Genomic DNA, 24,528 nt, shown 5'->3' with positions numbered 1-24,528 from the left:
ATACCCTACACACCACAGTCAGTATAATCACAGGGCATTCAGCTTGCCTGAGATGACTGTGTCCATTGCGATTGCTTCCATTGCATCGATTTTGATTTTAACTGTCGGGATGACTGTGATCAGGGGAGGCCTCCAAACACAGCGGGAGTCTGAAGTGAATTACCAACTTCAGTCATCTATCGACAAGATTGTGTCTTTATTAAAGGTTTCGCCATTGCCTCCTGAGGAAATCATCAGTGCAGGCGGGCAGAAAAAAATCCAGATATTCATTCCCTCATTTGATGCCCGCATTTCCAATACTGCAAATTCCGGAACAAAGATGGTACAGGTCGATAACTTTAAGAAAAAGGGCATGCGCCCGAACCAGAAGACAATTAATGTAAAACAGATTCTGCAACCTGTGACAGATACCAGTCAATTAATTGTCACGGGCGTGACTACAAATTTGGTGATTAATGTGGGTGATATCGTACGCTTTGATACGCGACCGGTCATTACGAGGAAAGTAAAGAGTGTTAATAATCCCAATGCAGCAGTAAGGACAATTATCTTCGATGAGCCACTCCCCCAGAAAGTCTGGATGGGGACAAAGATCAGGGTTGGTCATTATTCAGTATTGGAGTTTTCCGGGGACGAAATCAGGTTTTATGAGAATGCCGATTCGGGAAATTATCAATTACTCTGCAGGAAATTAAATCAAACACAATCCAGGATCCAATTCAATGGTGCGGAAGTACTCGTTAGTCTGGAAATAGCGATATCAACATTATCAGGACAGAAAAAATTCCGGGTCGAAGCGCAGGTAAAATATGATGAGGATCCGCTCTTTTCCAGCGAGTTCATGCCCTCAGGGGGGGGGATATAATGAGGACATCTCAACGTATTGATCAAGGGGGAGTTTTGCTGATGGTTGTGATTTTGATCACGATTATGTCCACCATATTAGCTGTAAGCTTGGTTTCTACCAATCATTACCGCAGTATGTCACAGAGGAATCAGGAAAGTATTAAAATTTATTATGTGGCACAATCCGCCCTTGAAAAAAATTATTCAGATTTAAAAACGATCATTGCATCGAAGCAGGAAATTGAAAAAGAAGTGACAGTTAATGTGTTGACTACTGAGATCAACACAAAAACACTTCCCACATTTGTTTTAAACTTAGGTAAAAATTATCAATTTAGTGTCAATGCCGTGGTGCCAACGGATGCTGATGGAAATCCCGTGAATACTCCGGTGGATTCTAATCCCGACCCCTACGTGAGGGACTATTATTTCCTTTCGGCTGCTTATACCGCCAATGAGAACTTTTTGTCTAAAATGCAAGTCCAGCTAGAGCAACCTCTGAAATACTCCATCAGACCGATATTTTATTTTGGGGCACTCTATGAATCTGATATGGAAATCCATCCATCGGGGGGGATGAATGTCTCCGGTCGGATCCATTCAAATGGATCAATCTATTATGGGACGACTGATGGTTCCCCGATTACTTTTGATGGTTATGTTTCGGCGGTTAATGGGATTCATAATGATTATAATCCACGGATGGGAACGAATAACCATCCGTCAACCAGCACAAATGTCTTTACACAAAAGCCTTATCTCACCAGTGGTGAAAAGATTTCAGGTTCAGAGCATATTGATGCTTCGGATCGTAATCCAAATAACGACAGTGCCCGTGAATTGATTGAAATGCCCGTGAATATACAAAATAATGAAGTCTTTACCGATGAATTGGCGGATGAACGCTTCTATCATAAAGCGGGGTTAAAAGTCATAGTGAACCAAACGGATAATACAGTACAGTATTATACAAAAGATGGAACGGAAATTTTGCCCACAGATGGGGCTATTTACCAATACATGACTAATACATTTAAGATCGATGGGGCATTCACAGATGAACGGATAAATGCCCCTGTCTCAATGGTAAAAGCTGATCTGTCCACTCTGACAGACTCAAGAGGAGTAGCCCTGATACCGAAGAGCCTTTCAGATCAAACAAGATTTACAAGTACGGCACAAACCAAAGCCCTCGGCATTAATAATAAAAGCTACACATCGAACACTAAATTAGTAGGTAAAGAATTATGGAACGGCATCATCTATGTCGGATACAAAGGTTCCTCCGATCTGAAACCTGGGGGAGTGATCTTAATGAACGGTCAGACTTTGCCCGAAGGCGGTTTAAGTGTTGTTAGTCCAAATAACCTTTATGTGGTAGGGGACTATAATAGTGGGGGTAGCGGAAGTAATATTCCATCGAATCTTAAGGATTTATCTGCTGATAGTACTGTCACGACTGTTGCCTCAGGATACACAAAAAAACCAGCGGCATTAATCGCTGATAGTGTCACGGTCCTGTCTGGTAACTGGACCACACTAAACAAGACACAAAAAGACATGAGTTTACGCAAGGCAGTGCCTACAACGGTAAATGCTGCATTATTAACGGGTTACTCCACTCCGGTCGCAGGTAAAGTCGAAGGATTTGAGAGTGCTGTAAAATATCTGGAAAACTGGACTGGTATATCACTATCCATCAAAGGGGCATTCTCTTCTGTCTTTGAATCTGTCGAGGGTAAAACGTCACCTGACTTTACACCTGCCGGTCAACCCCGCAGGCAATGGGTCTATGATCAGGACTTTCAAAATGGTCAACTCCCTCCAGGTACCCCATACATCAAAACACTCAAAAAGGGACCTGTAAAAAAGGTTTATTAAGATTAATCCGGTGTTGAATTCATAAAAGATGGGCTTGGCATTCCCTTAGGCTCTCTGCTAAAGGTTTCAGCCCTTTATGTCCCGACTAAATTTGAATCCATCTCAAATGGCTGTAATCAAGGAGCGCTCCCCGCGTATCATTGTGATGGCCGGAGCGGGAACCGGTAAGACGGCTACCACGGTTCATTATGTTTCATCCCTGATCAGGGGAGGGGTGAGTCGCTCACAAATCCTGATGATTACCTTCACGCGGAAGGCAGCCAATGAAATGCTCAAGAGGGTTAACCGCTTGATTGCGGATACCCCGGGTCATCATGACGAAAAGATGGTGGTCGGCACTTACCATGCGGTGGGGATCCAATTAATGAGGGAGGATCCAAAAGGTTTTGGTTTTTCCAGCCGTTCATTTTCGATTATTGACGATTCTGAAGCCGTGGCCCTGTGGCGCAGTGCCTATAAGGAATGTGGTGTCCCTTCAAATGATTCCTTGTTTATGCCAGCCAAAATCTCGGAAATCATCTCCTTCTGTCATAATACTTGTGCGCCCATCGAGCGAGGACTAGGGAAACAATGGGTAGGAGAGGCGGAGGTCAGGACTTTGATGCAGGTATATAAAACTTACCAGCAACTCAAAAGAACGGCCCATGCCGTTGATTATGATGATTTATTGGTCATGCTCCGTGACCGTCTCGCCCGCGATACGGTTTACCGTGAATCGTTAAGGAGGCGTTTCCCCTACGTCTTGGTCGATGAGGTGCAGGATAATAGTGAATTAAACTATGCCATCCTCAAAAACCTTCATCCGGTGAACCTGATGGTGGTCGGCGATGTCCAACAAAGTATTTATGGTTTCCGGGGGGCCTCTGCGGAATTGATCTCCCATTTTGCACGATCCGGTAATGCCAAAATCCTCAAGCTCGAAGATAATTTCCGTTCAGGCCAAAAAATCCTAGATTTGGCTAACAGGATAGTTGCCGGCCAGGATTTCAGCCTCGAGCTGCGCAGCGCGCGCCAGACCAATGCGCTGGTGGATTGTCGGATTTATTCCTCGGTGCAAAGTGAAGCTGACGGCATTGTGAATTGGATCAACCATTGCGTGATTAAAAAGGGGATGAAACCCTGCGATGTGGCTGTGTTGTCGCGTTCCTCTGTGAACCTGACAGTGTGTGAGGCTTATTTACAGGCGCACCGGATCGCTTATAAAAAGTATGGAGGTCTCGCCATCGGTGATGCTGCGGAGGTAAAGGATTTTATCAGTTTCTTGAGAGTGTCATTCAATCGGAATGATAAACTCGCCATGACCCGGGCACTTACCCAATTCCCCGGGCTTGGGGAGACGGCTGCAAAAAGTTTTTCGCAGGGAATGGATGCGACATCACAGGAGGATCAACTCTTTGAGGTGATTTCCTGGCCGAAACAAGCTCGTGAGATGGAAGGGTGGCTTAACGATTTGGCAAAACTCTCGAAGCTGAATGAAAAGGGTGATTATCTTAAGGAAGCCGTTAAACCCATTTTTAAGAAAAACTATCCGAAAGACTGGGAAAAACGGATGGAAACAATCGATAGTATCGTGGACTCCATGAAAGGATTTAAAGGGGACTTGGCCGATTTTCTAGATGCTTTCACACTGGATAAAAGCGATCATAAGGCCCATCCGGAGGATTGCGTGATCCTCAGTACGATCCATTCCTCAAAGGGGCTCGAGTGGCCAGCTGTTTTTATCATGGGCTCAGGATCGATGCAGATGCCCCATCCGCGTGTGACGACTGATGACGAGATGAATGAAGAACGCAGGCTGATGTATGTCGCGGTCACACGCGCCAAAGACCGGGTGATCCTCTCATACCCGCAGAAATCAGGGAAACAAACCAACCTCCAGCTTCCGTCCCCCTTGCTCCCTCCTGACTTAGAATGGCGGGCCATGGATAACCTCGTGCAAATGATTATGCCTGAGGTCAAACGTGAAAAACCCCCTAAAAAACGGTAAAGTAGGGGTGCGGATACTTTCCCGGAATGAACGACGAAAACAGGAGGGATAAAAAATTCACGGGGCAAAAAAAAATCTACTTTCCCTGATGGTGACTTTGGGGTAATCCAATGACGTGAGTAAAACCTCCGCAGTATTAGAGATCCTACTTGTCTTCCTGAGACTCGGGTTCACCTCTTTTGGTGGTCCGGTGGCGCATTTGGGCTATTTCCAAAAGGAGTTTGTCGGGAAAAAGAAATGGCTGGATGAGGCGGCCTTTGCAGAGTTAGTCGCCTTGTGTCAATTCCTCCCCGGTCCGGCCAGTAGTCAGTTAGGTTTTTCCATTGGTTATTTACGGGGTGGATTCGGCGGGGCAGTGGCGGCTTTTATCGGGTTTACGTTACCATCTGCGCTGGTAATGATCGCCTGTGGTTACGGTGTAGCCATGATTAATCCGCAGGCCCCTTGGATCCATGGACTCAAAATTGCGGCGGTGGCCGTGGTAGCTCAAGCTGTCTGGGCGATGGGTTACAAACTTTGTCCCGATCGGAAAAGATTTGCTTTTGCGTGTGCCGCGCTGGCTGCCGCATTGATCGTGACTTGGCCTGGGATTCAGCTTGTGTTGATCGGTGCGGGGTTATGCTGTGGGATGATCTTTTTAAGGAAAGGTTATGGAAATATCCCCCCCGTATCCGCCGGGCAATTTGCGGTGGTGGAAAGTAAACGTTCCGCACTCATTTCCCTGATGATTTTTGCAGGATTATTTATTCTGCTGCCTCTCACTTCCGGTTTTTACCCGGGACAATGGACACAAGGTGCGGCGGATTTTTACCGAGTCGGGTCGCTTGTTTTTGGTGGGGGTCATGTTATTTTGCCGCTCTTGGAAACGGAAACAGTAGGACGGGAATTACTTTCGCATGATGAATTCCTTGCCGGATACGGCATGGCCCAAGCATTACCGGGGCCGTTATTCTCATTTGCCGCTTATCTTGGCGTCGTGATGGCGAGGAGTGGTCCGGGGTGGATTGGAGGATTGTGGTGTTTAATGTTTGTTTTCTTACCCGGTCTTTTGCTTATTTTGGGGGTATTACCTTTCTGGAGCAATTTGCGCAGTAGCCCTTTGTCACAAGCGGCTTTACGGGGTGCTAATGCCGTAGTAGTCGGCATTTTGGCAGCAGCATTTATCCACCCGGTATGGACAGGCTCGGTCACTTCCCCGGGTTCTTTGATCCTAGCAGTAACCGCCTTTGCCGCTTTGCAATTTGCCCGGCTACCCGCTTGGCTTTTAGTTATCTCTTGCGCAATTTGCGCAGGGATCCTGAATATCCGTTAGTATCAAATCCGCAGGGAGAGTGGGGGAGAGTAATATTTGGAATAGGGCAAGACAATTTGCCCAATGGATTTTTTTAAAAAAAAGGTAATGACCGGGTTGCTGGCGTAATTCATTTCGCTAATAAATGAGGAGCAATCCTTTTAACACAGACTTGCCCCCCACACTTTCCATTCAACCCGCTCATGTCGACCGTGAGCTTAAAATCTTATAATTTGCGGATTCCTTTGCGGAGGGCAGATGTGCCTCCTTCGAGGGCGCTATTCAGATGTTTTGAAGCATGGGTGAGTAATGTAAGTGCTTTTTCGCGGGTCGCTGAGCGTGCGCTCTCTGTTTGATTAGATGTCTTTTTCACCCCTGATTTCAGGATGTCAGCAGCTTGATCGATGAAGCTTATGACTTTGCTGGAGACTTCATCATGGGAAGGTTTGGCTGGTGATTTGGTGACAGCTTTTTTGACGGCTTTTTTGACGGCTGGTTTAGATTTTTTAACGGGCTTTTTAACAGGCATATGTTTCCTTGGTTAAGTTCATTAAAGCAAATTACCCCCTATTGAGCAATGCTTCATTTGAGACAGAATGGGTCGAAAAAGTTCTCGGATGATATTCATTGCAAAGGATTAGTCCGATGATTTTTTTCAGCCTTGCTCAAAAAACAAACAAAGCCCTAATATTAAGGAGAACAACTCTTTCCTGATAAATGGCATAAAGACTGCAAAAGATTAATCCTATGAACCTACAGAAATTTACAGAAAAAGCACAACAGGCTGTTGCCGATTCCCAACAGGTCGCCACGCGTTTTGGCCACCAAGCCGTGGATATCGAGCATTTGCTTTTGTCTTTACTCCAACAGGAGGGCGGACTCATTCCTCATCTCCTGCAAAAAGCCGGAGTGAACCCCGAACTGGCTGTGACCAAGACCGAGGCCGAACTAAGCAAATTGCCCAGTGTCTCGGGTTCTGCCGCAGCCCCTGAGGGATTATACATTATCCAGCGCCTGAATAATTTGCTCACAAAGTCTCAGGACCAGGCCAAAAAAATGAAGGACGACTTTACGAGTGTCGAGCATTTGCTCATGCCCATGTTCGACGAATCAACGGTTACCGGGGTTTCTAAAATCTTTAAGGATATCGGACTGACCAAGGATCGTTTTATGGCGGCCTTAGCAGAAGTACGCGGAAACCAGAGGGTGACAAATCAAACCCCGGAAGGCACATATGAAGCCTTAGATAAATACGGGCGTGACTTAACCCAACTGGCACGCACCCAAAAACTTGATCCTGTGATCGGGCGTGACACGGAAATACGCCGTGCCATCCAAGTCCTTTCTCGGCGAACAAAAAATAACCCCGTTTTAATCGGTGAACCCGGTGTCGGAAAAACGGCTATTGTCGAGGGCCTTGCCCAACGGATCATTGCCGGGGATGTCCCTGACAGCCTTAAGGACAAAAAAATCGTGGCCCTCGATATGGGGTCATTGATCGCGGGTGCAAAGTACCGGGGTGAATTTGAGGAACGCCTGAAAGCGGTCCTCCAAGAGGTGACCAGAGCGGAAGGTAAGATTATTCTTTTTATCGATGAAGTCCACACCATGGTCGGAGCCGGAAAAGCCGAAGGGGCCATGGATGCCGGAAATATGCTTAAACCCATGCTCGCACGCGGGGAGCTCCATTGTATCGGGGCGACGACCTTAGACGAATACCGGAAGTATGTCGAAAAGGATGCCGCCCTTGAAAGGCGTTTCCAACCGGTGATCGTCAATGAACCAACCGTGGAAGATACCATCAGCATTTTGCGGGGTTTATCGAACCGTTATGAGGCGCATCACGGGGTGAGGATCCAAGATGCCGCCCTCGTCTCTGCAGCCGTCCTTTCCCACCGTTACATCTCAGACCGTTTCCTGCCGGACAAAGCCATCGACTTGGTCGATGAAGCAGGTGCTAAACTGCGCACGGAAATGGAAAGTATGCCTGAGGAGCTCGAGTCGCTGGAGCGCCGGGTGATGCAAATGGGCATAGAGAGGGAAGCCCTTAAACGTGAGAAGGACACATCTTCCAAGGAACGCCTGAGGGAGCTGGAGAAGGAACTCGCCAACCTGAAGTCACAACGCGACAGCTTGAAAGCCCAATGGCAAAGTGAAAAAGAGTCTGTGGATAAAATCCGCCAACTCGTGGAAGAACGTGACCGGGTCAAAGACCAAGTAGAGATTGCCCAGCGGAATAATGATTTAAACAAGGCGGCTGAACTTAAATACGGGAAACTGCCTGATATCGAAACCAAAATCAAAGATTACGAAGATCAAACCCACCAGAAACAAAAGGGAGGCAAATTGCTCCAAGAAGAAGTCACGGCAGAAGAAATCGCCGAGGTCGTGGCTCGATGGACGGGGATCCCTGTGAGTAAATTGATCGAAGGCGAGAAGGAAAAACTCCTGAAACTCGATGAGATATTACATGAACGTGTCATTGGGCAAAATGAAGCGGTGATTGCGGTGGCAGACGCGGTGATCCGTGCCCGCTCCGGACTCAAAGATCCCAAACGCCCGATAGGCTCTTTTATTTTCCTCGGACCCACCGGCGTGGGGAAAACTGAACTGGCCAGGGCGCTGGCCGAGCTCCTTTTTGACAGTGAAGATAATATAGTCCGTGTGGACATGAGTGAATACATGGAGAAACATGCCGTGGCCCGTTTGATCGGGGCTCCCCCCGGATATGTCGGATATGAAGAGGGTGGCCAGCTTACCGAAGCCGTCCGACGCAAACCATATTGTGTCGTGCTCTTTGATGAGATCGAGAAAGCTCATCATGATGTCTTTAATATTTTCCTCCAGATCCTCGATGATGGTCGCTTAACGGATAGTCAGGGTAGGGTGGTAGATTTTAAAAATACGATTATTATCATGACCTCAAATATCGGCAGCCCGATCCTTCTGGAGAACTCCAGTGAGACAGGGGAAATCGATGAATCCGTCCGGAAAAAGGTGATGCATGAGTTACGCAGTCATTTCCGTCCGGAATTCCTTAATCGTGTCGATGAGATAGTCCTCTTTAAGCCCCTGACACTTGATGATATTAAAGCAATTGTGGAAATCCAGCTCGAAGGTATTCGTGCCCGCTTAGCCGATAAAAAGATTTCCTTGGTGCTCACGGATGCAGCAAAGGAACTCGTCGCTCGCGGGGGATATGATCCGGTTTACGGGGCTCGCCCGCTAAAACGTTATTTACAAAAAGAAGTCGAGACTTCCTTGTCGCGCAAATTGCTCACGGGGGAAGTCACGGAGAGTTCCACTGTGACCATCGATTGTAAGGCGGGGGCACTGGTATTTGAGTGTAAAAAGCATGAAAAATTAAAATAGTCGAATGGTCTTAATATCAAATCATGTTGTTGAAAGGGGCTTGATTTTTATCTATTGAATCCCTATCAATAACCAATGCCCAGATTATCACCTTTGACACGGTTCAGTCTTTTGTTACTCACTGCCGGATTATTAGCGGGATGTGAGTCGAGTCGTACTGCCATGAATGTGGATAAACCTTCCACATCGACCTCAGGAAGTGCCGCGGATACTGCGATTCCCACGACCAATTCGGACGGGATCGCAGCCATCGCACCCCCCTCTGTCCTCCGTGACTTGGCCAATGATGGCAATAACGGGATCGCTTTTGTTAATGGTGTCCAGATTAATGATCCACGAGAATTTGTGAAATCGGTAGGAACTGGTGCGATGGGACAACTGGATGCTACGACAGTCAGGCCCGCATTGGCTCCCGACCAATTCAAAGGAATTACTCCCCAATCAACGGTTCTCCGGATTATTGTCCAGCTCGGGGAAGGTTATTGTGATCCTATGTCGGGTAATGGCATCGTTATGTGGTGGTGTACGGATGGACGTGTTCTTTATATGCAGTGGGATTGGACTCATTTGAATCAGCCGCCGACAAAACTTGTTTGGGGACAGAATAAGGCCTTTTAAAATGCCCTTTAAAAGTCATAGATTAAATTCAGGGGGCTTTTTATTATTCTTCCTGATTTCATTTTTTCTCATTTGCACGCTTCATGCTGTGGTAAAAGTTGAAAAAAAAATAGTACCACCGCTACCGCCACCACCACCCGTCATTTTGCCGGTGGCTCCGGTTCCGAAAATTAAAATCAAGGTAGGTTTTGAGCCAAAAATTCCTTATGTGATTGCATCCGAAAAAGGGGAATTGGGCGGATTAGCCGTGGAGTTATGGGGACAGATTGCTGAGCGGCGCAATATAGACTACGATGTAGTGCTTCTTGATCCCGGTGACGGGGTCAAAGCCATCAAGGAAGGCCGGGTGCAAGTGGTTTTCCTTGCTACTGCGATCAATCCTGTTCATGAGCGTGATATTGATTATTCAGTCCCTTTTTATAATGATAATGATGCGGTTGTCATTAAAAGCCGATCTTTAGCGCCGTCACTGTGGGGGACTATTAAACTGGTTTTTTCAATCAGTTTTATCGATATTTTTATTTATCTTATCATTATTTTTACATTTGCCGGGTCGATGATCTGGCTTATCGAGAGACGTACAAATCATCTGGAGTTTCGCCGGCCTTTCTTTAAGGGGATACAAGATGGTCTCTGGTGGGCGGTGGTCACCATCTCTACGATTGGTTACGGGGACAAGGTGGCCAAGTCCCCCGCCGGCAAGGCTATTTCCACTTTCTGGATTATTTTCGGGATTATCCTGACGTCGGTCATTACAGCCGCTTTTGCATCCACTGCCACGCTGAATATTGTGAAATATAATGTCAATAGCATCCAAGATCTCAAGGGTTTAAAAGTCGGTGTCGTCGAGGGGACTGAAGCGGAAAATATTTTGAAAGACAGACGGGTAAATTGCCTTTCATATGAAAATTATGAGAAAGGTTTCGACGAGCTCAATAAAGATAAAATTGACGTTTTCTTCGGGGCCCAGTCTGCATTGGATTACGAATTAAAAATCCTCAAGCTTGATGATATTATTCAACCGATTAAAACTAAAAACCGTGACCGATACGCTTTTGCTTTTCCTGACAATAGTCCTTTAATCGAGGATGTGAATATTTCCATCATGGAAATCGTTAACGCGATGAGTTGGCAGGATATTGAGTTAAAATACGGTCTGTAACGCCGAAAATATTAGTGGCAGATACCGCGTTTGGAATTTCTGATAAAAGAAAGCAAGTGTTTGATTTCAGTCGTTTGCTCGCATTGATTTTCGATCATTTCCAAAGCTTCACTTTGTGTTTTATCCCGTTGCCGGAAAAGGATGCGATAGGCATTTTTCAGGGCATTGATCGATTCTGCTGAGACCCCGCGTCTTTCTAACCCGATTTTATTTGGTGTGCGGACTTCCGCAGGAGCCCCGTCGACAAGCATGTAGGGGGGGACGTCTTGAACGACCTTGGCGCAGCCACCGATCATGGACATGGTCCCGATCCGGGAAAATTGGTGGATGGCGGCCATTCCCCCGATGACACAACGGTCTTCGACAATGACATGTCCTGCCATGGAGCCGAGGTTCGAGATGATGATTTCATTGCCGAGCTCGCAATTATGGGCGATATGGACATTGGCCAAGAGCAAATTGCGCGAGCCGACGATGGTTTTTTCTTGGGGTGCAGTGCCCCGGTGTACGGTGACAAATTCGCGGAAGGTATTATCATCCCCGATCTCGCAGTAGGTAGGTTCCCCGGTGTATTTGAGGTCCTGGGATTTATTACCAATGGTCGCAAAGTCGTAGAATAAATTGCGTTGGCCGATCTTGGTCGGGCCTTCGATGACGACATGTGAGGAGAGTTTTGTTCCTGTCCCGATAGAGACTTCGCCCCGGATGATACAATAAGGGCCTATCTCTACACCGTCTGCGATGACGGCTTTCGGATCAATGATAGCGGTGGGGTGGATTTCGACGGACATGGTAAAATAAAAATATAAAATTAAAGATTAATGTTTAACTATCAACAACGGTGAACATCAGGGTTCCTTCAGAAACGACCTCGTTATTGACATAACACGTGGCTGTGGCTTTGCCGATTTTACCGCGTGAACGAATCATCTCACATTCAATAATCAAGGTATCCCCTGGAACGACAGGTTTGCGGAATTTCACCCCATCACAGCTCATGAAGAAACCGATTTTGCCTTCATTTTCCGGATTCCTCAGGAGCAGGATACTAGCGACCTGTGCCATGGCTTCGATCTGGAGGACTCCAGGCATGACGGGGTGCTTCGGAAAGTGTCCTTGGAAATAAGGTTCATTGATACTGACTTGCTTGAGGCCTGTGGCTTTATTGTCGCCTTCGAATTTGATGACACGGTCGATGAGGAGGAATGGATAACGGTGGGGCATGATCTTGAGGATGTCCCCGATGTCCAAGGCCCCTTCCATGATGGGTTTGCGTACATCACTGCTGGTGATCCCGAAATATTTCTGGAATTGTTTATAGATCGCACGGGCCATCTCCACATTGAGACCGTGGCTGGGCTTGACCGCGATGATATGGGCGCGGAGCCTGCGCCCGATGGTGGACATGTCACCGATGATATCTAAGATTTTATGGCGGACGAATTCATCAGGAAAACGCAGGGGTTCCTTGCTCAGGATGGATTGGCCCCGGATCACCACAGCGTTTTCGAGGCTACCGCCTTTGATCAGGCCGGATTCCATGAGTTTCTGTACTTCTTCATAAAAAACAAAAGTGCGGGCGGAAGCGATTTCGGCTTCATAGACCGCCGGATCGATCGTTTGGCTCATGTATTGGGTGAAAAACCCGGTATGATTAGCGTTTGTACAGGAGATTTTAAAGTCATTATCAGGTACGGCCAAGATCATGGATCCGTCTTTTCCGAAAATATGAAGAGGTTCACGCAGGGTGAAATAGTTACACGGTGCCTTTTGCTCTACGATACCCGCTTCTTTGATCATCCGGACATATTCGCGGGCGCTTCCTTCACAGATGGGGGGTTCATTGGAGTCCATTTCGATGAGGCAATTATCCACACCCATTCCCGATAGGGAGGAGAGGACGTGCTCGATTGTATGGATTTTGATGGCACCGTCTGCGATTGTTGTGGAACGTTCGACTTGTTTGACCAGATCGACATGGGCATCGAGTACAGGATGGTCAGTCAGGTCGGTCCGTTTGAATTTAAAACCATGGTTCTCCGCAGCAGGATGGAAAGTGAGATTGACTTTATTCCCGGTATGGAGGGCCAAACCGGACAAAGAAATACTTCTAGCAAGGGTTTTTTGCAATTTCGACATAGGTTGAATTTGTAATGTCCGCCGATAAAGGTCGCAAGGAGAGAATTAAGTTTTTACAAAATTAGTTTTCCCCCCTATTATCCTATCCGATGAAAACCTCCTCTATGATTTATTCGCGCGGTGTTGTCTTGGGAATCCTAGGATGCCTTTTAGCTGTGGTATTTACAATCACGGGATGTTCTAAGCCAGCAGGAGAAAATGCCCAACAAGATAAAAAAGCTCCCCAAGGGATCAAAATTGGCCATTTTGCCTCAATGACAGGCAGTACAGCGACTTTTGGCCAGTCCACCGACCGGGGTATCCGTATGGCTATGGATGAAATCAATTCAAAAGGGGGCATTTTAGGGCAACAAATTGTTCTTATTACCGAGGATAACCAAGGAAAACCTGAGGAAGCTGTGAATGCCGCCTTGAAATTGATCAATCAGGATAAGGTCGTGGCCCTTTTAGGGGAGGTCGCCAGTTCACGCAGTTTGGCCGTGGCACCTATTGCCCAACAATCCAAAATCCCCATGATTTCACCCGCTTCGACAAATCCCAAGGTGACTGAAGTGGGAGATTATATTTTTAGAGCTTGTTTTATTGATCCATTCCAAGGGTCAGCCATGGCTACCTTCGCCATGAAAGATCTCGGGTTAAAGAAATTTGCTGTTTTTACCGATATTAAAAATGATTACAGCACGGGATTGGCGCAGTTTTTTAAGGAAAAAGTCAAGGAATTAGGGGGTGAGATTGTGGCGGATGAATCTTATTCCGAGGGGGATGTGGATTTTAAGGCTCAGTTGACCTCGATAAAAGGTAAAAAACCCGATGCGATCTTTATCCCTGGATATTATACGGAGTTCGGGTTAATTGCCCGTCAAGCTAGGGCCTTGGGAATCAAAGTGCCGATGTTGGGGGGGGATGGATGGGATTCTGATAAGACTTTTGAGATTGGAGGGGAGGCGATTAACGGTTGTTATTATAGTAATCATTATTCCTCCGATGATATAAGGCCGGAAGTTCAGAAATTTGTTTCTGATTATAAAAAACTTTACGGTTCTACTCCTGATGCCATGTCTGTCCTCGGATTTGATGCGATGATGATTCTCGCCGATTCGATCAAAAGGGCAGGAACGACAGACAATCAGAAACTCAGGGATGCGATTGCGGCAACCAAGGATTATAACGGAATTACGGGAAAAGTCTCCATGGATGCCCAACGTAATGCACTCAAACCCCTTGTTGTCTTGAAAATCAACAATGGGAAAACAGAGTTTGTTAAATTGGTCAATCCCTGATGATTGGGGATTTATCACTATTTTTGATTACCGAAGGATAATATATGAAAGTTGCCCCGTTGGAATTTGAAAAACCGATTATAGAGCTGGAGAAGAAAATCGATGCCCTCATTATCCAGGCGAAAGAAAATAATCTGGATTTTTCGGATGAGATTAAAAGCCTTGAAGGAAAAATTGAGGATACAAAAAAAGAGATTTACCAGAATCTTACCCCTTGGCAACGGGTGCAAATTGCACGGCATAACAAGCGTCCATACGCGTTGGACTACATTTATTCTGTTTTGGATGGATTTGTGGAGTTGCACGGTGACCGGTTGTTTGGGGATGATAAGGCGATCGTGACTGGTCTGGCTACAATCGATGGTCAACGTGTGGCGGTGATTGGTAATCAGAAAGGTCGTGATACCAAGGAAAATGTCGCGAGGAATTTTGGCAGCGCGCATCCTGAAGGGTATCGGAAGGCATTACGTGTCATGAGGATGGCTCATAAATTCGGGTTACCGATTATTACCTTTATTGATACTCCAGGGGCTTATCCCGGAATTGGGGCGGAGGAAAGGCATATTGCCGAGGCGATTGCGGTGAATTTGAGGGAAATGGCACTTTTTAAAGTGCCGATTATTGCCGTGGTGATCGGGGAAGGCGGCAGTGGAGGGGCTCTGGGTATTGGCGTCGCTGATAAAGTTTTGATTCTTGAAAATGCCTATTACTCGGTCATTTCACCCGAAGGATGTGCGGCTATCCTTTGGAAACACCGGAAATACGCGCCCCAAGCTGCTGAGGCCTTAAAAATGGCCGCAGGTGATTTAATGGGACTTGGACTCGTGGATGAAGTCATTCCAGAGCCCATGGGTGGCGCCCACCAAAACCCGGAAGAATCTTACGTCAACGTCAAAAAAATAATCCTACGCAATTTGCGCGGACTACAAAAACTTTCCACAAAGGATTTGATTGAGGGGCGTTACCAAAAATACCGTTCAATCGGCGAATTTGATGAGTAACGTATTTGGTGCAACAGGGCGTGGCCATTAGAGAATATTTTTAAATTGAGCACATGATATCTTTCGGTTACTTTTTTTGCTCGTATCGGTAGCGGGGATTATCCGTTTATTTCTCCCGCGTCGGAAAAAAAGTTGTCTTGTAGGGGGAAATCATTGAGTATTTTTTTGTCAATAATTCTGTTTTAACTTCCGTCAATAATCTGTTTTATTTATATCCATGTCTATAGCAATTATTACCGGTTCAGGGGGGCTTATCGGCTCCGAGGCGAGTGAATTCTTTGCGTCCCAGGGGATGCATGTTGTCGGGATCGATAATAATATGCGCCAGGAGTTTTTCGGTGTGGAAGCTTCGACGAATTGGAATGTCCAGCGTCTCCAGCAGTCCTTGGGGAGAAATTACACCCATTTTGAGGCTGATATCCGGGATTCCGAAGCGATCGATCGGATTTTTAAGGGCTTTGCCGGTCAAATCTCACTGGTGATCCATACGGCCGCGCAACCATCACACGATTGGGCTGCGCGCGACCCTAAAAAAGACTTTGGGGTTAATGCTGTGGGAACCCTTAATCTCCTGGAGGCAACAAGGCAATTTGCTCCCGAGGCTCCCTTTATCTTTACCTCGACGAATAAAGTTTACGGGGATACCCCGAACTTCCTGCCTCTTGTTGAGCTCGATAAACGCTGGGAGATCGATTCAAAACATGCCTATGCAAATGGTATTCCCGAGGGGATGAGTATTGACCAGTCCATCCACAGTGTTTTCGGGGCATCAAAGGTGGCTGCTGATGTGATGGTGCAGGAATACGGGAAGTATTTCGGGATGAAAACGGCGGCATTCCGTGGCGGATGTCTCACAGGCCCGAATCATTCGGGGACGAAGCTCCATGGATTCCTGGCTTACTTGATGAAATGTATCGCCATAGGGGAAGCCTACACCGTCATCGGGTATAAGGGTAAACAGGTCCGTGACAATATCCACAGTGCCGACCTGATTGCCGCTTTTAATGAATTCTTTAAATCCCCCCGGTCCGGTGAAGTCTATAATATGGGGGGTGGACGTGAATCAAATTGCTCCATGATTGAAGCCATCGAGCTCGGTGAAAAAATCGCCGGGCGTCAGCTCCAATGGACGTACCAGGAGCAAAACCGGATAGGAGACCACATCTGGTATGTGTCGGGGTTGGAAAAATTCAAATCACATTACCCGAACTGGGGAATTAGATATTCGGTGGAAGCAATCCTGAAAGATATTTTTCAAAAAAACAGGGAAAGATGGTCTGCTAAATAGGCCTAGTTGTTTGTTTGCATTTCCCCGGATTACGAGAAAAAGATGAGCTTTAATCCTGCAATCAGCAGGACCAATGCAAGGCAACGCTTGATGATTTCAGGTTTGTAACGATTACTCCCCAAGTACGAGCCGGTTGCCCCTCCCACGAGCACACAGATCATCATGGCAAAAATAAAAGGGGGCATGTCCTTGGTTTTCAAAGTGTGCCCGGCCAAACCTGCTGCTGAATTTACAAGGATAAACAGGGCGGAAATGCCCGCAGCTGTTTTTATTTTTGCCCATTTCATGTGCAGGAGCAGGGGGGTGAGGAAAATGCCGCCACCCGTACCGGTTAATCCCGATAAAAGGCCGAGAAATCCACCGCAGGCTAGTGAAGTCCCCCGAGGTGGGGGTATCGTTATTTTAGGTTCCTTCGGATAAAAGAAAAAACGGGCACTTGAAAAGAGAAGGACTAAACCAATAAGTATTTTGAGGAAATGATCGGGGACTTTTAGGTAACCTCCGAGGAAAGCCAGGGGAACGGAGGTGATTGCCAAGGGGATGAAAATTTTCCAGGAAAAGTGTCCCAGCCGTAGGAAATTATAGGTCGTGACGATGGCGACGACAATATTTAGAACCAGTGCGAGGGGTTTAATTGTCTGGGCAGAGAGTCCTGAGAGGGCCATTACAGCTATGTATCCTGATGCCCCTGCATGTCCGACGGATGAATAGAGGAAGGCGATAATCGTAAGAGCAATACAGAATAGAATAAGGGAGTCTGGATTCATTGGGACAGTGTTTATAATCAATGCTCCGATAAAGTGCAAGTGAGGCGATTAATGAACAAATTGCGCATGGAGTGATGCGTAATACCCACGAAGGGCCAGCAGGGAATCGTGCGTGCCCCGCTCCACGATACGGCCATGGTCTAGGACCAGCACGAGGTCAACATGGCGTATCGTACTGAGGCGGTGAGCGACGATGAAGCTCGTCCGGCCTTTGAGCAATTTGCTGATGGCGTGCTGGATGCGTTTTTCTGTGAGGACATCGAGTGAGCTGGTGGCCTCATCGAGGACGAGAATCCGGGGATCAGCCAGGAATGCCCGGACGAAACAAATCATCTGTCTCTGACCGAGGGACAAGCTTGCCCCCTTTTCTCCGACTTGGGTGTCGAACCCGTCTTGGAGGGAATTAATCATATCCAGACAGTCCAGGCTCCGGGCGGACTCGATGACTTCTAGATTTGTGGCGGTAGGTTTTGAAAAACGGATATTATCCATGACGGTTCCGGTAAAAAGGAAGTTTTGTTGCTGCACGATGCCCATTCTCCGGTGCAAGGACGCAGAGGAAATGTCCCTCATATTCCTTCCGCTAATGAAGATATCCCCGGAGTCGGGTAGGTAGAATTTTGAGAGCAAATTGATCATGGATGATTTCCCGCTGCCCGTATGGCCGACGAGGGCGATTGATTGGCCGGGTCCAGCGACAAAACCCACCTCATGGAGGACGGGGCGTCCCTTTTGATAACTAAAAGTGACATTCCTGAACTCCACATGACCATTGATATCAGGAAGATCAATGGCCGTGGGGTTATCGGTCCATTCAGGCTGAGAGTCGAGGACTTTAAAGATTCGTTCAGCCCCCGCCAGAGCTTGCATCAGTGTGGCGTATTGGGTCCCGAGCACTTGGATGGGGGCAAAAAAGAGATTCGTCAGGAAAAAGAACTGGATGATATCCCCGATATTAGTGGAGGCTCCGGGTGTGAGGACTTGATAACCTCCTACCAAGATTAGGGCCACAATGAAGAATTGGCTATTGAACTCCAAGAGTGGCTGGAAAATGGCTTGGGCGCGTGCGACCTCGACATTGAGTGCACCATGGTCATTGATTTGGTGTCGGAATAGGGAGGCGTTACGGTCCTGCCGGGAGTAACCTTGCGTCACTCGGATGCCACTGACAGATTCGGCGATAGTAGCCGTGACACGGCTCCAGCTCTCTAAGGAAATACGGGTAGCGTAGGTGACATGATCCCGGAATTTTTTATTCAGGAAATAAATCACGGGGGCCATACATAAAACGATGCAGAAAAGGATGAAATCATAATAAATCATGAAAATGGCCGAGAAGATCATTTGACCGGCTTGGACCATTGAAACGAAAAAAACCTGTTGGATACCGACTCGTAACGACTCAATATCGGAGGTGACACGGCTGATAATCCGGCCAAGCCGTGTGGTATGATAATAACTCATCGGCATCTGCTGGAGTTTGCTGAAAAAATCTCGCCGTAAGTCATTCACGACATTCTCACCGAGGATAAGCGCGTATTTTACCCTGAAATAAAATACCGCCTCGGTAAAGATGACCAGGAGGAACATGCCCGAGCAATAGAACAGAGTTTTTTGAAAATCCCCGTGACGGATAGGACCGTCGATAATCACACCGATCATCCAGGTCAAAAGAGGGAGCTGGATCGCACGCAGGGCTACGGTCACCAGCAGGCGGTTGCGCAATTTGCTGTGGTTGCGGCTGAGGTTAAAAAGGCGTTTGACCAGATCCCAGCTAAAGGCAACGGACTGTTGCTGCTCCTCGATATCATCGGAGACTTTAGCCCGTTTAACCAAGAGATCCTTTTCTGTCGGTTCTTTTTTCACGGGGGTGTCACCTCCGGATGGGCTGCCCCATATTGGATATTGGCAAAGGTGCGATACAGGCCTTCCCTCGAGATTAATTCTTCATGGGTTCCTTGCTGTACGATTTGTCCCCGGTCGAGGACGAAAATCCGGTGGGCTTTCCGGATGGCACTGATCCGGTTCGAGATCAGGATGGTTGTCCTTCCGGCGGCGGCGGAGTCAAGGGATTCAAAAATATCTCGCTCGGTTTCCGCATCGACCGAGGCGGTGGGATCGTCCAAGAGCAGGAGCTTGGGTTCGAGTAGGATGGCCCGGGCGATGGAGATCCTTTGTCTTTGGCCACCTGATAAATTCACTCCGTCCTCACCGATAATGGTATTGTACCCGTCTGGTTGTGAACGGATGAATTCATCCGCCGAAGCAATTTGCGCGGCCCTTTGGATTTGCTCGAAAGAGGCATCCGGATGTCCAAAGGCAATATTGGCTGCGATTGTATTACTGAAGAGGAAATTCTCCTGAAAAACCAAACCCACTTGGCGTCTTAAATCCGAAAGGTTGATCTCGCGTAGGTCATGGTTGTCGAGGAGTACCCGGCCTTTTGTGGGGTCGTAGAACCGGGGGATGAGGCTTAAGAGCGTGCTTTTACCTGACCCCGTGGCCCCGATAAAAGCAATTTGCTCTCCGGGACGGGCGAGAAAGGAAATGCCGGAGAGTTTGGGATCGTCCTGATCGTAGCTAAAGGATACATTTTGGAACTCGAGTTCCCCACGGGCGTCGCCCAGTTTCATCGCGTCGGGTTTGGATTCAATCTCCAAGGGTTTGTCCAGGACCTCAAAAACCCTTTTTGCGCAGATAAAACTTTGCTGAGCGGTATTGGCGAGGTTAGCAATATTCGATACTTGATTCGAGAGTTGTTGGAGGAGCCCTGCAAATACGATGAGACCGGCCCCCAGGGGTAACTGACCTTTGATGACTTGGTACCCCCCGTAGGAAAGAACGATGATAATATTCATCTGAGTCACGAAATCAACGATGGGGGTAAAGCGACTGATTTTTTCAAAAATGAAATTTTGATGATTGCTCACTTGATCATTGATCCTGCCGAATTTATGGATTTGGTCTTTTTGCCGGCTGAAGCCCTTGATGACTTGGGCGCCTCGCACACTCTCGGAGAGTGTCAGGATAAGGGTATCCATCATATCACGGTTTTTCGTATATTCAGGTTGGACAATTTTAGAGAACCGTGTGGTCAACCACCAGAGTACAGGGGTCGTCGATAACGAGATAAGGGTCAGTGATATGCTTAATTTAAACATATAGGTCAGGTAAACCGCCACGGAAAGCACGAGAATAACCGTCGGGATCAGGACCGCGTTAAAAAACATGGCCACCCCCCGAGAGTCTCCTGTGACACGGTTAATCAGGCTGCCGCTTGCATTCGAGTCAAAGAAACGGAAACTCAAGCGTTGCATTTTGTCATAGACCTTTGCACGCAAGGAAACCACGATATCCTTTTCCGTCGTGACCGCTAGCATCATGAATCCTTTGTAATTGAGCCCGGTGCGGATGAGGGAGAAAAACAGGATGAGGCAGGAGAGTCCGAGAATAGGGGACATTGGGGAATCCCCCGGCAGCCAAGGGAAATAAAAGGGTTTCTTGAATTTTGATCCGTCGGTGGAAACACAGGATTGGATGTAGTCAATCGCTGTCCCCGTCAGGACGAGGGCAATAACGGTAAGAATAATGACGGCAAGCTGGACGAAAAGTATTTTGGCACAGTCTGCTTTATAATCCCCGATCAAACACCATAACCTTTTGGCCAAGGCCGCTGTCGAATAATCAACGGCTGGTTTAGGTGATTGATCCGGGTGCATGCAGGATTCTTTGTAAGGCAATCCCAAAGGGGTGTGAATACTCTTTTTACGATACTAAAGAATAAAACGGGGGAGCAAAAGCTCCTGCATATCCTCCCAGCCGCGGTACTGGAGTTTATAACCACAATGGGCCTGGGCATATTCCCGGTAATGGGCACCCCAGTATTGCGCCAACCTTTTGACGTGGTGGGGGGGGGCGATCTGGTCATAACTCCCCGCCAGCATCAGGATATTCTCACCCGGGCAATTTGCTTGTCCTTCAAAAGGGCAGACGAGGCTGAAAAGACGGGAAAGGGATTCCTCTCCGACCCCCTTTTTTTGGAGTTGGCGCCTCATCGTGCGGGCGGCGAGGGACTCCCACATGACATGGGAAATATCAACGATCGGCTCCACCATGGTCAGGAGGTTGACATTTGTATCCACGCGGGTGGTGAGGGCCCCGATCCAACCGCCGTAACTCATACCGAAAAGCCCGATTTTGGGAGTGCCCAGAGTTTTGAGGTCCGAAATAAGTAGGCGCAATTCCTTGACGGATTGGCGGATACCCTCGGCCAGCCGGGTGAGGTCGGCGCTGATGGCTAGTTCCCCGCTGACGAAGTTCTTTGGCCTGCGTGAATAATGGTAGGGCAGGTGGAGGAAAATGGCATTGATCCCACGTTTATTCATGAGTTTACACCAGATATGGTAACCGGTATCGCTGGCGGACATGAATCCATGCATAAAAATCATCACAGGAGCCTCTGACCATGGACGGCACAAGAAAATATCGAGGCCGACCCGGTTATTCTCTTCATAATCGCAAGGGTGCGGGCTCTGGAAATTGATCCGCTGGGCTTTGCCGGGATCGATTTTTACGGAGGATAGGGGTATGGTACTATTTTCGGGGAGTGAATAATATTCGCTAGCCGGTACAGCCAGCCATTGGTCACCGTAACGCAAGACATCTTCTTGGGTGGAGGCATTTACATGATGCCGCCAATGCCAGAAATTCAAGCTCCGGAAAGCGGCGTAGTCCACGGTCAAGCCGAGTACCCTATGGATTTGGGAAATCATTTATCCACTAGCTCTAGCCGTGTCACATTAAATTGACAAAAGAATTATGCAAATTACGCAAAAAGTGTGCAAAGATAGGGATTATGTCGGGGAAATGTGTCATTATTGGGGGTGGGTTGGGGGGATTGGCCAGTGCCATTCGCCTTGCCCATGCTGGGATGAAAGTGACCCTCCTCGAGAAAAATGCCACCCTCGGAGGGAAAGCGGGCGTTTTTTGCAAGGATGGATTCACTTGGGACTCAGGCCCGTCACTGCTCACGATGCCCGGAGTGCTCCGTGAGCTTTTTGACGATGTGGGTCATGACTTGGATGAGTCTTTGACTCTCCACCGGATTGATCCTGTTTGCCGGTATTTCTGGTCGGATGGTACGGTGATCGATGAAGATAAAAGTTTTTTCCAGAGGCCGGATGTTCTGCGTTTTATGGATTATGCGGAAAAGATATATAAACTTTCCGGTGAGGCATTCCTCCGCCACCCGCCGTCACAATTCTATAAAGCGTTTTTGAACCCGCGCAATTTGCTTTTACTTCCCCACTTGCCGAAAGTCATGACCCTGAAAAGTGTCGATCAAGTGGTCAGGAAATATTTCCATGATCCCCACCTTCGCCAGCTTTTTGACCGGTTCGCCACCTATAACGGATCGGATCCCTACCGTGCCCCGGCGACATTTAATATTATCCCCTACGTGGAGGATAAATTTGGGGCTTGGTATCCGGAAGGGGGTATTGTCCAGCTCTCGCGTGTCTTGGAGCGACTTGCGGGGGAGTTCGGCGTGGAGATCAGGACGGAGTGCCCCGTGATCGGGATAAGTCCTTCCGGGGTAAAATATCAATCCGGCGGAAAAACACTCATTGAATCGGCGGATACGATCATTTGTAATGCCGATGTCATCTATGCCCATGACAAGTTACTCAATACGGAGAAAGCCCGGAAAGCGGTTGAAAAGATGAATGACAAGGAATTGAGCTGTTCGGGTTATATCCTTTTTCTGGGAGTGAACCGCCGGTATCCGCAAATTTCGCACCATAACATTTTCTTTTCCGACGATTATGAGAGGGAATTTCGGCATATCTTCAAAAGGTTTAAATTACCCGAGGACATGACCATTTATATTTCAGCTACGAGCCGGACCAATGAGCAAAATGCCCCCCCGGGTTGTGATAATTATTTTGTCCTGATCAATTCCCCCATTACCAAAATGATTAATGACAAAAACTATCTGGAGAATCTCTATCCTCAAATGGTGATCCGGCGATTGGAAAAAATGGGGCTGGAGGATTTGGGGCAAACAATTGTCAGTAAAACCGTTTTTACCTCTTATGATTTTCGGTCGCGGGATAATGCGTCTGGCGGGTCCCTTTACGGGCACGCCTCGAATAATCCGATGAGTGCCCTCTTCCGGCCATCGATCCGTTCTTCAGTCCAGGATAACCTCTATTTTGTCGGTGGCACCACCCATCCCGGGGGTGGTATCCCCCTCGTTCTCCTCAGCGCCAAAATGGCTTGCGACATGATCCTGAAAAAGTAACAGGCCGATATTATTTTCCCAGTTCAAGGACCCGGGCAAATTGTTCTTTGGTGAAGGGCATGACAGAGAGGCGGGATTGTTTAATGAGGGAGGTATCTTTGAGGATTTTGTCGGATTTCATTGTTTCAAGGCAGACAGGGTTTTTGAGTGCGGTGACGGGCTTGAGTTCGACACAGATCCAGTCGCCCTCGGTGGCTGTGGGGTCCGGGAAAGATTCTTTAGAAACGGTCGCGATCCCGACGATTTCCTTGCCGACATTACTGTGATAGTAGAGGACTTGATCACCTTTTTTCATGGCCCTGAGATTATTACGGGCTTGAAAATTCCGGACGCCCGTCCAATCCGTTTTTTCATCCCTGAGGAATTCCTCCCACGCGTAAGCAGTGGGCTCTTGTTTGACGAGCCAATAATTTGCCATGAGGTGAAATCTCTCAGAAAATCCAGTGAAGGAAAAGATTAAAAGGGCAGGGGGAAAAATAGAAGCGAGCATCTTGCTCGCTTTTCAGGGGCTTTTTGGAGGGTCGAGATTCCTCTCGACCGTGGCCACGGGATCCCGCAGGAATATCACAATCAGGTTTCTCGGTAGAAGGCAGCA

The 24,528-nt window shown here is 47.7% G+C and carries 19 protein-coding genes; 11 read left to right on the top strand and 8 right to left on the bottom strand.

The annotated features are described in order from the left end of the window. Nucleotides 1-52: 52 nt before the first annotated feature. From SGI98_02430 to chrA, 4 genes are all read left to right on the top strand, one after another. Nucleotides 53-865 carry a hypothetical protein gene (locus SGI98_02430; protein MDZ4742260.1) on the top strand — a complete coding sequence of 271 codons (813 nt, stop codon included), beginning with the start codon at nucleotides 53-55 and terminating at the stop codon, nucleotides 863-865. Beyond that, nucleotides 865-2,727: a hypothetical protein gene (locus SGI98_02425; protein ID MDZ4742259.1), complete on the top strand. Its 1,863-nt coding sequence runs from the start codon at nucleotides 865-867 to the stop codon at nucleotides 2,725-2,727. Before SGI98_02430 ends, SGI98_02425 begins: the two co-directional genes overlap by 1 nt. Nucleotides 2,728-2,803: 76 nt before the next feature. Beyond that, on the top strand, nucleotides 2,804-4,714 hold the full coding sequence (locus SGI98_02420) for an ATP-dependent helicase (protein ID MDZ4742258.1): 1,911 nt from the start codon (nucleotides 2,804-2,806) through the stop codon (nucleotides 4,712-4,714). Nucleotides 4,715-4,829: 115 nt separating this feature from the next. After that, the gene (chrA, locus tag SGI98_02415; GenBank protein MDZ4742257.1) at nucleotides 4,830-6,026 is read left to right on the top strand and encodes a chromate efflux transporter; all 1,197 of its coding nucleotides are present in this window, start codon (nucleotides 4,830-4,832) and stop codon (nucleotides 6,024-6,026) included. Nucleotides 6,027-6,231: 205 nt separating this feature from the next. Here chrA and SGI98_02410 read toward each other — a convergent pair whose 3' ends face one another. After that, nucleotides 6,232-6,534, bottom strand: a complete 303-nt coding sequence (locus tag SGI98_02410; GenBank protein MDZ4742256.1) for a hypothetical protein — start codon at nucleotides 6,532-6,534, stop codon at nucleotides 6,232-6,234. Nucleotides 6,535-6,752: 218 nt separating this feature from the next. Between SGI98_02410 and clpB the strand changes: the two genes are divergently transcribed. The 3 genes from clpB to SGI98_02395 all read left to right on the top strand — a co-directional run bounded on the left by clpB (nucleotide 6,753) and on the right by SGI98_02395 (nucleotide 11,157). Then, nucleotides 6,753-9,377: an ATP-dependent chaperone ClpB gene (clpB, locus tag SGI98_02405; GenBank protein MDZ4742255.1), complete on the top strand. Its 2,625-nt coding sequence runs from the start codon at nucleotides 6,753-6,755 to the stop codon at nucleotides 9,375-9,377. A 75-nt stretch (nucleotides 9,378-9,452) separates the two neighbouring features. After that, on the top strand, nucleotides 9,453-9,995 hold the full coding sequence (locus tag SGI98_02400; protein MDZ4742254.1) for a hypothetical protein: 543 nt from the start codon (nucleotides 9,453-9,455) through the stop codon (nucleotides 9,993-9,995). Nucleotide 9,996: 1 nt separating this feature from the next. Then, nucleotides 9,997-11,157 (top strand): transporter substrate-binding domain-containing protein, encoded by a 1,161-nt coding sequence (locus tag SGI98_02395; GenBank protein ID MDZ4742253.1) that lies wholly within the window; start codon nucleotides 9,997-9,999, stop codon nucleotides 11,155-11,157. Between the two features lie 11 nt (nucleotides 11,158-11,168). Here the strand turns inward: SGI98_02395 and lpxA are convergent, their stop codons facing one another. Beyond that, nucleotides 11,169-11,948: an acyl-ACP--UDP-N-acetylglucosamine O-acyltransferase gene (gene lpxA, locus SGI98_02390; GenBank protein ID MDZ4742252.1), complete on the bottom strand. Its 780-nt coding sequence runs from the start codon at nucleotides 11,946-11,948 to the stop codon at nucleotides 11,169-11,171. Nucleotides 11,949-11,982: 34 nt separating this feature from the next. After that, on the bottom strand, nucleotides 11,983-13,296 hold the full coding sequence (locus tag SGI98_02385) for a bifunctional UDP-3-O-[3-hydroxymyristoyl] N-acetylglucosamine deacetylase/3-hydroxyacyl-ACP dehydratase (protein ID MDZ4742251.1): 1,314 nt from the start codon (nucleotides 13,294-13,296) through the stop codon (nucleotides 11,983-11,985). Between the two features lie 89 nt (nucleotides 13,297-13,385). Between SGI98_02385 and SGI98_02380 the strand changes: the two genes are divergently transcribed. From SGI98_02380 to SGI98_02370, 3 genes are all read left to right on the top strand, one after another. Next, nucleotides 13,386-14,576: an ABC transporter substrate-binding protein gene (locus tag SGI98_02380; protein MDZ4742250.1), complete on the top strand. Its 1,191-nt coding sequence runs from the start codon at nucleotides 13,386-13,388 to the stop codon at nucleotides 14,574-14,576. A gap of 44 nt (nucleotides 14,577-14,620) precedes the next feature. Further along, nucleotides 14,621-15,577 carry an acetyl-CoA carboxylase carboxyltransferase subunit alpha gene (locus SGI98_02375; GenBank protein ID MDZ4742249.1) on the top strand — a complete coding sequence of 319 codons (957 nt, stop codon included), beginning with the start codon at nucleotides 14,621-14,623 and terminating at the stop codon, nucleotides 15,575-15,577. Nucleotides 15,578-15,794: 217 nt separating this feature from the next. After that, nucleotides 15,795-16,865, top strand: a complete 1,071-nt coding sequence (locus SGI98_02370) for an NAD-dependent epimerase/dehydratase family protein (GenBank protein ID MDZ4742248.1) — start codon at nucleotides 15,795-15,797, stop codon at nucleotides 16,863-16,865. Nucleotides 16,866-16,894: 29 nt separating this feature from the next. Here the strand turns inward: SGI98_02370 and SGI98_02365 are convergent, their stop codons facing one another. From SGI98_02365 to SGI98_02350, 4 genes are read right to left on the bottom strand one after another with little or no spacing between them, the layout of a single operon-like run. After that, nucleotides 16,895-17,632 (bottom strand): sulfite exporter TauE/SafE family protein, encoded by a 738-nt coding sequence (locus tag SGI98_02365; protein MDZ4742247.1) that lies wholly within the window; start codon nucleotides 17,630-17,632, stop codon nucleotides 16,895-16,897. 48 nt (nucleotides 17,633-17,680) lie between these two features. Beyond that, nucleotides 17,681-19,498: an ABC transporter ATP-binding protein gene (locus SGI98_02360; protein ID MDZ4742246.1), complete on the bottom strand. Its 1,818-nt coding sequence runs from the start codon at nucleotides 19,496-19,498 to the stop codon at nucleotides 17,681-17,683. Continuing rightward, on the bottom strand, nucleotides 19,495-21,351 hold the full coding sequence (locus SGI98_02355) for an ABC transporter ATP-binding protein (protein MDZ4742245.1): 1,857 nt from the start codon (nucleotides 21,349-21,351) through the stop codon (nucleotides 19,495-19,497). The genes SGI98_02360 and SGI98_02355 overlap by 4 nt, the downstream gene beginning before the upstream one ends. A 54-nt stretch (nucleotides 21,352-21,405) precedes the next feature. Then, complete coding sequence (locus SGI98_02350) at nucleotides 21,406-22,404, bottom strand: alpha/beta hydrolase family protein (GenBank protein ID MDZ4742244.1); 999 nt, start codon at nucleotides 22,402-22,404, stop codon at nucleotides 21,406-21,408. Nucleotides 22,405-22,487: 83 nt separating this feature from the next. Here SGI98_02350 and crtI point away from each other — a divergent pair, with 83 nt between their 5' ends. Then, on the top strand, nucleotides 22,488-23,933 hold the full coding sequence (crtI, locus tag SGI98_02345) for a phytoene desaturase family protein (GenBank protein ID MDZ4742243.1): 1,446 nt from the start codon (nucleotides 22,488-22,490) through the stop codon (nucleotides 23,931-23,933). 10 nt (nucleotides 23,934-23,943) lie between these two features. Here the strand turns inward: crtI and SGI98_02340 are convergent, their stop codons facing one another. Then, nucleotides 23,944-24,351 (bottom strand): EVE domain-containing protein, encoded by a 408-nt coding sequence (locus SGI98_02340; GenBank protein ID MDZ4742242.1) that lies wholly within the window; start codon nucleotides 24,349-24,351, stop codon nucleotides 23,944-23,946. Nucleotides 24,352-24,528: the final 177 nt, after the last annotated feature.

The sequence above is a fragment of the Verrucomicrobiota bacterium genome (assembly GCA_034440155.1).
GTDB lineage: Bacteria > Verrucomicrobiota > Verrucomicrobiia > JAWXBN01 > JAWXBN01 > JAWXBN01.
This window is presented reverse-complemented; position numbering and strand designations above follow the sequence as displayed.